Origin of the sequence: Mesorhizobium sp. M7A.F.Ca.MR.176.00.0.0, assembly GCF_004023165.1 — a bacterium.
Taxonomy (GTDB): domain Bacteria; phylum Pseudomonadota; class Alphaproteobacteria; order Rhizobiales; family Rhizobiaceae; genus Mesorhizobium.
Map to the genome: position 1 here is coordinate 255 of NZ_RZTC01000106.1, position 6,572 is coordinate 6,826.

The following is a 6,572-nucleotide window of genomic DNA, read 5'->3' on the forward strand; positions in this document are numbered from 1 at the left end:
AGAGACCCAGTCAACTAGCAATTCGACGCTGGCGCTGTCACCCACCTTGGGAACGCCGGCGCCATCACCCCACCCGGCGCTACGCGCCGACCTCCCCATCGAGGGGAGGTGGAGGTCGCCGCCAGTCTCGACGCATTGAGTAGACCGCTGAGCCGGCAGGCGTTGCAAGGGTGTCTGTATGTAAAGCGCGGCGCCCTACCTCCCCTTGATGGGGAGGTCGGCGCGTAGCGCCGGGTTGGGTGACAGCCGAGACCCAACAGGCAGCATATGCTCCCGGTGGGGCGCCCTATCAAGCAGCCATCGCCATCCCATCCAACTCCCCAAGCACATCATCCGAAAGCTCCAGTTCGGCAGCCGCGAGGTTCTCCCTGAGATGTCCGACCGACGATGTGCCGGGAATCAGCAGGATGTTGGGCGCGCGGCGCAGCAGCCAGGCGAGCGCAACCTGCATTGGCGTGGCGCCGAGGCGTGTTGCGACGTCCGACAGGGTGGAGGATTGCAGCGGGTTGAAGCCGCCGAGCGGGAAGAACGGCACATAGGCGATGCCGTCGCGGGCAAGGTCGTCGATCAGGGCGTCGCCGCCGCGATGCGCAAGATTGTACTGATTCTGCACGCAGACGATCTCGGCGATACGGCGCCCTTCGGCGATCTGCGCCGGCGTCACGTTGCTCAGCCCGATATGTTTGACCAGGCCTTTCTGTTGAAGCCCGGCCAGCACGGTGAGCGGCGCTTCGATCGACCCTTCGGCTGGACCATGGGTATCGAACATGATGCGCAAATTGACCACATCGAGCACCTCGAGCCCGAGATTGCTTAGATTGTCATGCACGGCCTGGGTCAGCTCTTCCACGGAAAAGGCCGGCAACCACGATCCATCCGCGCCGCGCCGGGCGCCAATCTTGGTGACGATGACGAGATCGTCAGGGTAGGGCGCCAGCGCTTCGCGGATCAAAAGGTTGGTGACGTGCGGTCCATAGAAGTCGCTGGTGTCGATGTGGTCGACGCCTTGCGTCACGGCCTCGCGCAGCACGGCCAATGCCGCGTCATGGTCCTTGGGCGGCCCGAACACGCCGGGTCCGGCGAGTTGCATGGCACCGTAGCCGAGCCGCTTCACGGTGTGGCTGCCAAGCTTGAAGGTGGCGGGGGCGAAGGTGCCGGATTGTTGGATGTTGGACATGATTGATCTCCTTTGAGGAGGCAGAGATAGGCGCTGCCCAACCTCGTGATAATCCGGTACAATCCACACAGGCCGTGCGGAATGGCGAACAATGATGGACCTCAGCGATCTGAACGCCTTCGTGGCGGTGGCGCGCGCCGGCGGTTTTCGCGATGGCGCGCGTGCGAGCGGCGGCAGCGCCTCCGGCTTGAGTGAGGCGGTGCGTCGCCTGGAAGTGCAGCTCGGTGTCAGGCTGTTCAACCGCACGACGCGCAGCGTTGTCCCGACCGAGGCGGGCCTCAGCCTGCTGGAGCGGCTCGGTCCGGCGCTGTCGGAGGTGGAGGCGGCGCTGGACGTGGTGAACGGCTTTCGCGACAGGCCGGCGGGCTCGCTGCGTCTCAATGTGCCGGTCAGCGCCGCGCGGTTGATCTTGCCCGATATCGTGCCGGGTTTCCTCGCCGCCTATCCCGGCATCCGTCTGGAAGTGATCGCCGATGAGAACTTTGTCGATGTGCTGGCGGCCGGGTGTGACGCCGGCATCCGCTATGACGAGCGGCTGGAGCAGGACATGATCGCGGTGCCGATCGGACCGCGCGTGCAGCGCTTCGCCACCGCTGCCAGCCCTGCCTATCTTGCTCGTCATGGGCGGCCGCAACACCCGAGCGACCTGCTTGGCCACTCTTGCGTGCGCGGGCGCTTTTCCAGCGGTGCGATGCTGCCTTGGGAGTTCGAGCGCGACGGTGAGGTGGTGCGGGTCGATCCGACAGGGCCGCTGATCGTGCGGATCGGCGGCGCGACCGATCTTGCCGTCGATGCGGCCATCGCCGGCACCGGCATCATCGGCCTCTTCGAGGGCTGGCTTCGCCCCTACTTCGAAAGCGGCGCGCTTGAGCCCATTCTCGAACCGTGGTGGCCGAGTTTTCCCGGACCGTTCCTCTATTATCCCGGCCGGCGGCTGGTGCCGGCCCCGCTGCGGGCGTTCATCGACTATATCAAGGGCGGCAAGGCCTGACCTGTTTATGCCGGCGCCTTCACCCCACCCGGCGCTACGCGCCGACCTTCCCATCGAGGGGAGGTAGGGCGTCGCGCTCTTCTACCTCCCCTCGATGGGGAGGTCGCGCAGGCGCGGGTGGGGTGACTGCCGAGCCGCAAACAAAAAGGCCGCCCGGGGGGCGGCCTTTTCGATTGTCTGAAGCTGCGAAGTGCTTAGCGCTTCGAGAACTGGAACGAACGACGGGCTTTCGCCTTGCCGTACTTCTTGCGCTCGACGACGCGGCTGTCGCGGGTCAGGAAGCCGCCCTTCTTGAGCACGGCGCGCAGCGTCGGCTCGTAATAGGTCAGCGCCTTGGAGATGCCGTGACGCACGGCGCCAGCCTGGCCGGAGAGACCGCCGCCGACAACGGTCGCGACGATGTCGTACTGGCCGGCGCGGTTGGAGGCGATGATCGGCTGGTTGAGGATCATCTGCAGGACCGGACGCGCGAAATAGGTCGCGAATTCCTTGTCGTTGACGATGATCTTGCCGGAACCCGGCTTCACCCAGACGCGCGCAATGGCGTTCTTGCGCTTGCCGGTGGCATAGGCGCGGCCCGACTTGTCGAGCTTCTGGACGTGGACGGGGGCTGCCGGCTGGGTATTGGTGTTGCCGGTGGCGGCGCCCAGTTCTGCGAGCGAGGAAAGCTCAGCCATCTTATGCGACCTTCTTGTTCTTGGCGTTCAGCTTGGCCACGTCGAGCACGACGGGCTGCTGTGCGACATGCGGATGCTCGGCACCTGCATAGACGCGCAGGTTCTTCATCTGGCGACGACCGAGCGGGCCACGTGGGACCATGCGCTCAACGGCCTTCTCGACGACACGCTCGGGGAAACGACCCTCGAGCAGCTGGCGCGCGGTGCGCTCCTTGATGCCGCCTGGGTGGCCGGTGTGCCAGTAATAGACCTTGTCGGTGAACTTCTTGCCGGTGAACACCACCTTGTCGGCATTGATGACAATGACGTTGTCGCCGTCGTCGACATGCGGGGTGAAGGTCGGCTTGTGCTTGCCGCGAAGATGATTGGCGATGACAGTGGCCAGACGACCGACGACGAGACCTTCGGCGTCGATCAGGATCCACTTCTTCACCACATCCGCAGGCTTCTGCGAAAAGGTTGTCATGTTTTCTGCTCTCGGTTCTGACCTTCATAAAAGAAGGCGTTTCTTGTTGCTTGGATTGTCGGAAGGACGCTGTCCGCCGCCAATAACAAAACGGCGGCCTTTGCGGGCCGCTGCTTCGTGAGGGCTTATAGGCGAGGGTGGTGATCGCGTCAAGGCGCGCGAAAAGGAGAATATCTGACAAAATGCGGCGAAAACAATAAGTTAAGTGAAAGGTATTATTTTACCACATCGCCATTCCGCTTCGGCGGGATCGAATAGGTGCCGGTGGCGTGCGCCACCGTGTGCCCGTCCGGGCCGGCAACGATGTCGATATCGAACACCATCAGGCTCTTGCCCAGCTTCAGGATGCGGCAATGGCCATCGATCGGTCCGGCCTCGGCCTTGCGCACGAAATTGATGTCGAGGTTGACGGTAACGGAAAGCGCATCCGGCCCGGCATGGCTGAGCACGCAGACGTAGCCGCCAATGTCGGCCAGCGTGAACAGCGAAGGGCCGGACACCGTGCCGCCCGGACGCAAGTGCCGCTCGCCGGCGTTGAGCCGCACGGTGCAGCCGCCGGGGAACACGTCGATCGCCTCGAAATATTTGAACTGCTCGTTGAGCTGCGGATAGACGGTCTCCATCAGCGCATTGACTTGTTGCGCGGTCAGAACCGGCTTCAAATTGATTTGGGCGGGCATGTCGGTCCCTCGTTTTGGCCGACCTGTATGGGCGCGGCGCGGCATTTCTGACAACCTTCGTCCCCTGGCGCAAGCGATCGGTGTTGGACGAAACCTGATCCGGTATTAGATACTCTGGCAGCCCCAGGCGGAATCGCGGAGACCTTATCCATGGCCGAAATCCTTGCCATCAAGCCTGCCGCCGTTGAAGGGCCGGTTGTTACACAACTGGACAAGGGCGTGCTGCGCCTGACGCTCGCCAATCCGCCCGCCAATGCGCTGTCGCTGGCGGTGATGGCGGCGCTGACGGCCGAACTCGAGCGCGCCAAGGCCGACAAGGCCGTTCGCGTCATCGTTTTGTCGGCGGCCGGCAAGGTGTTCTGCGCCGGCCATGATCTCAAGGAAATGACGGCGCGCCGCACTGACGCCGATCATGGCAAGACCTTCTTCGCAGAGACGTTTGCCGCTTGTGCGACGCTGATGCAGGCCATCGTGCGGCATCCCTTGCCTGTCATCGCGGAAGTCGACGGCCTGGCCACCGCCGCCGGGCTGCAACTGGTCGCCAGCTGCGATCTGGCGATCGCCTCACATGAGGCTACCTTCTGCACGCCGGGCGTCAATATCGGGCTGTTCTGCTCGACGCCGATGGTGGCGCTGTCGCGCAACGTTTCGCGCAAGCATGCCATGGAGATGCTGCTGACCGGAGAGACGATCGATGCGGCGACCGCCAAGGAGTTCGGCTTGGTCAACCGCGTCGTGCCGCGCGAATACCTGAATCAGATCGTCACCAAATACGCGCAAACCATTGCTTCCAAATCATCTTTGGTGGTCAAGACCGGCAAGGAAGCCTTTTACGCCCAGGCTGAAATGGGGCTGGCCGACGCCTATGCCTATACCGGCCGGATCATGGTCGAGAACATGCTTGCGCGCGACGCGGAGGAGGGCATCGGCGCCTTCATCGGCAAGCGCAAGCCGGAATGGAAGGACGAGTAAGGAGAACGTCATGGAGCCGCGCATCTCCATCATCACCATTGCTACCGATGATCTAGACCGCGCCGTGCGCTTCTACGAAGAGATGGGCTTGAAGCGGCATGCCGGCATCACCGACGGGGTCGCCTTCTTCCAGATGGGCGGTGTCATCCTCGGCCTGTTCCCGCGCGCCAGCGCAGAAGAGGATTCCGGCATCGCCTTCGCCGCGGCGCCATCGGCGGTCTACCTCGCCTACAACACTCGTTCCGACGCCGAAGTCGACGACGTGCTCGCCAGGGCGGAAAAAGCCGGCGGCCGCATCGTCAAGCCGGCCGGCCGGGCCTTTTGGGGCGGCTGGTACGGCTATTTCGCCGACGCCGACGGGCATGTCTGGGAAGTGGCGCACAATCCGGCCTTTCCGATCGCGGAAGACGGCACGATTTCGCTACCCGGCTGATGGCCCATCGCAAGCAGCTGACGCGGCTAAAGGCTCCCTATCTGAAGCGCATCCTGCTCGACGCCGAGCGCGTGGCGGACTGGGAGAAATATCCCTGGAACCTGCCGCTGTTTCGCGGCCATGAGTTCGAACTCGAATTCACCACGCCGATCACCATCATTGTCGGCGAGAACGGCACCGGCAAATCGACGCTGCTCGAGGCGATCGGCGCACTGGCCGGCTATGACGAAGCCGGCGGCGGCAAGGGATATATGCCAGTCGACCATTCCAGCGCCATCGACAAGAGTGGTGCTGCGTTGGCCAACGCATTCCGTGGTCACTGGCTGCCGAAAGTCACCGCCGGCTGGTTCTTTCGCGCCGAATCCTTCTACTCCGTGGCCCGCTATCTCGATCAGGCAGCGCTGGAATCTGGCGGGGCGCCGCCGGACTTCCTGTCCTGGTCGCATGGCGAGGGCTTTATCCGATTTTTCGAGGAGCGCTGCCGCAGGCAGGGCATCTACATCCTTGACGAACCCGAGAGCGCACTGTCGCCGACGCGACAGATCGAGCTGCTCAAGATGCTGCGGCGCATGGACCAGTCGGGCACCGCGCAAGTGATCATGGCGACGCATTCGCCGTTGCTGATGGCTTGTCCCGGCGCGCGGCTGTTCCGCATCAGCCGCTTCGGGCTCGACCCGACCGATTTCAGCGATACCGATCATTTTCGCATGATGCGCGACTTCTGTACCGATCCGCAGGCGTTCATGGAGGAAGCGCTGCGGGAGGATGACGCGTGAGCGCCGGCGACGATGATCTCAACTGGCGCGTCGAGCAGGCATGCCGCGAAGGCTGGCCGGCGGCGACCGGGGCGGTCTTTGATGGCTGGCTCCTGCGGCGCTCCGGCGGACGGATCCGGCGCACCAATTCGGCCAATCCCTTGCGCGGCCAGCGTGGCGCGCCTGATGCAGTCATCGGCGCCGCCGAGTCCTTCTACATCGGCCACGGCCAGACGCCCTTGTTTCGGGTTCCCGACATCGCCGGCGAGCTCGAAGCCGCACTCGACCATCGCGGCTACCAGCCGGAAGGCGGCACGATCCATCTCCATGCCGGGATCGGCGACCTGGCTGAAGTCCGCGATGAGCAGGTCACCGTTTCGAAAGTGCCGGGCGAGGACTGGCTCGCGGCGCGGTTCCGCAT

8 protein-coding genes and 1 pseudogene are annotated in these 6,572 nt (G+C 64.0%); 5 read left to right on the plus strand and 4 right to left on the minus strand.

Translation table 11 applies throughout. The annotated features are described in order from the left end of the window. Positions 1 to 289: 289 nt before the first annotated feature. Positions 290 to 1,177, minus strand: a complete 888-nt coding sequence (locus tag EOB59_RS27150; protein ID WP_128289642.1) for an aldo/keto reductase family oxidoreductase — start codon at positions 1,175 to 1,177, stop codon at positions 290 to 292. Between the two features lie 91 nt (positions 1,178 to 1,268). Between EOB59_RS27150 and EOB59_RS27155 the strand changes: the two genes are divergently transcribed. After that, entirely contained in the window at positions 1,269 to 2,168 is a 900-nt protein-coding gene (locus EOB59_RS27155) for a LysR family transcriptional regulator (protein ID WP_127810683.1), read from the plus strand. 194 nt (positions 2,169 to 2,362) lie between these two features. Here the strand turns inward: EOB59_RS27155 and rpsI are convergent, their stop codons facing one another. From rpsI to EOB59_RS27170, 3 genes are all read right to left on the minus strand, one after another. Next, a complete protein-coding gene (rpsI, locus tag EOB59_RS27160) occupies positions 2,363 to 2,845 on the minus strand; it encodes a 30S ribosomal protein S9 (protein WP_023810272.1) in 483 nt (160 codons plus the stop codon). Position 2,846: 1 nt separating this feature from the next. Then, on the minus strand, positions 2,847 to 3,311 hold the full coding sequence (rplM, locus tag EOB59_RS27165) for a 50S ribosomal protein L13 (protein WP_013532205.1): 465 nt from the start codon (positions 3,309 to 3,311) through the stop codon (positions 2,847 to 2,849). Positions 3,312 to 3,526: 215 nt separating this feature from the next. Further along, the gene (locus EOB59_RS27170; RefSeq protein WP_127810682.1) at positions 3,527 to 3,991 is read right to left on the minus strand and encodes a PaaI family thioesterase; all 465 of its coding nucleotides are present in this window, start codon (positions 3,989 to 3,991) and stop codon (positions 3,527 to 3,529) included. 150 nt (positions 3,992 to 4,141) lie between these two features. Here EOB59_RS27170 and EOB59_RS27175 point away from each other — a divergent pair, with 150 nt between their 5' ends. From EOB59_RS27175 to EOB59_RS36745, 4 genes and pseudogenes are all read left to right on the plus strand, one after another. After that, a complete protein-coding gene (locus EOB59_RS27175; protein ID WP_128289643.1) occupies positions 4,142 to 4,963 on the plus strand; it encodes an enoyl-CoA hydratase in 822 nt (273 codons plus the stop codon). Between the two features lie 10 nt (positions 4,964 to 4,973). Next, on the plus strand, positions 4,974 to 5,396 hold the full coding sequence (locus tag EOB59_RS27180; protein ID WP_127322812.1) for a VOC family protein: 423 nt from the start codon (positions 4,974 to 4,976) through the stop codon (positions 5,394 to 5,396). After that, positions 5,396 to 6,172, plus strand: a complete 777-nt coding sequence (locus EOB59_RS27185; RefSeq protein WP_127329671.1) for an AAA family ATPase — start codon at positions 5,396 to 5,398, stop codon at positions 6,170 to 6,172. Before EOB59_RS27180 ends, EOB59_RS27185 begins: the two co-directional genes overlap by 1 nt. Beyond that, a pseudogene (locus tag EOB59_RS36745) lies at positions 6,169 to 6,572 on the plus strand (GNAT family N-acetyltransferase); the annotation flags it as partial. The gene EOB59_RS27185 and the pseudogene EOB59_RS36745, both read left to right, overlap by 4 nt.

Excerpts from the sequence above, each read along its gene's own strand:
- EOB59_RS27150 (WP_128289642.1), bottom strand. The coding sequence starts at position 1,177 with ATGTCCAACATCCAACAATCCGGCACCTTCGCCCCCGCCACCTTCAAG.
- EOB59_RS27155 (WP_127810683.1), top strand. The coding sequence starts at position 1,269 with ATGATGGACCTCAGCGATCTGAACGCCTTCGTGGCGGTGGCGCGCGCC.
- rpsI (WP_023810272.1), bottom strand. The coding sequence starts at position 2,845 with ATGGCTGAGCTTTCCTCGCTCGCAGAACTGGGCGCCGCCACCGGCAAC.
- rplM (WP_013532205.1), bottom strand. The coding sequence starts at position 3,311 with ATGACAACCTTTTCGCAGAAGCCTGCGGATGTGGTGAAGAAGTGGATC.
- EOB59_RS27170 (WP_127810682.1), bottom strand. The coding sequence starts at position 3,991 with ATGCCCGCCCAAATCAATTTGAAGCCGGTTCTGACCGCGCAACAAGTC.
- EOB59_RS27175 (WP_128289643.1), top strand. The coding sequence starts at position 4,142 with ATGGCCGAAATCCTTGCCATCAAGCCTGCCGCCGTTGAAGGGCCGGTT.
- EOB59_RS27180 (WP_127322812.1), top strand. The coding sequence starts at position 4,974 with ATGGAGCCGCGCATCTCCATCATCACCATTGCTACCGATGATCTAGAC.
- EOB59_RS27185 (WP_127329671.1), top strand. The coding sequence starts at position 5,396 with ATGGCCCATCGCAAGCAGCTGACGCGGCTAAAGGCTCCCTATCTGAAG.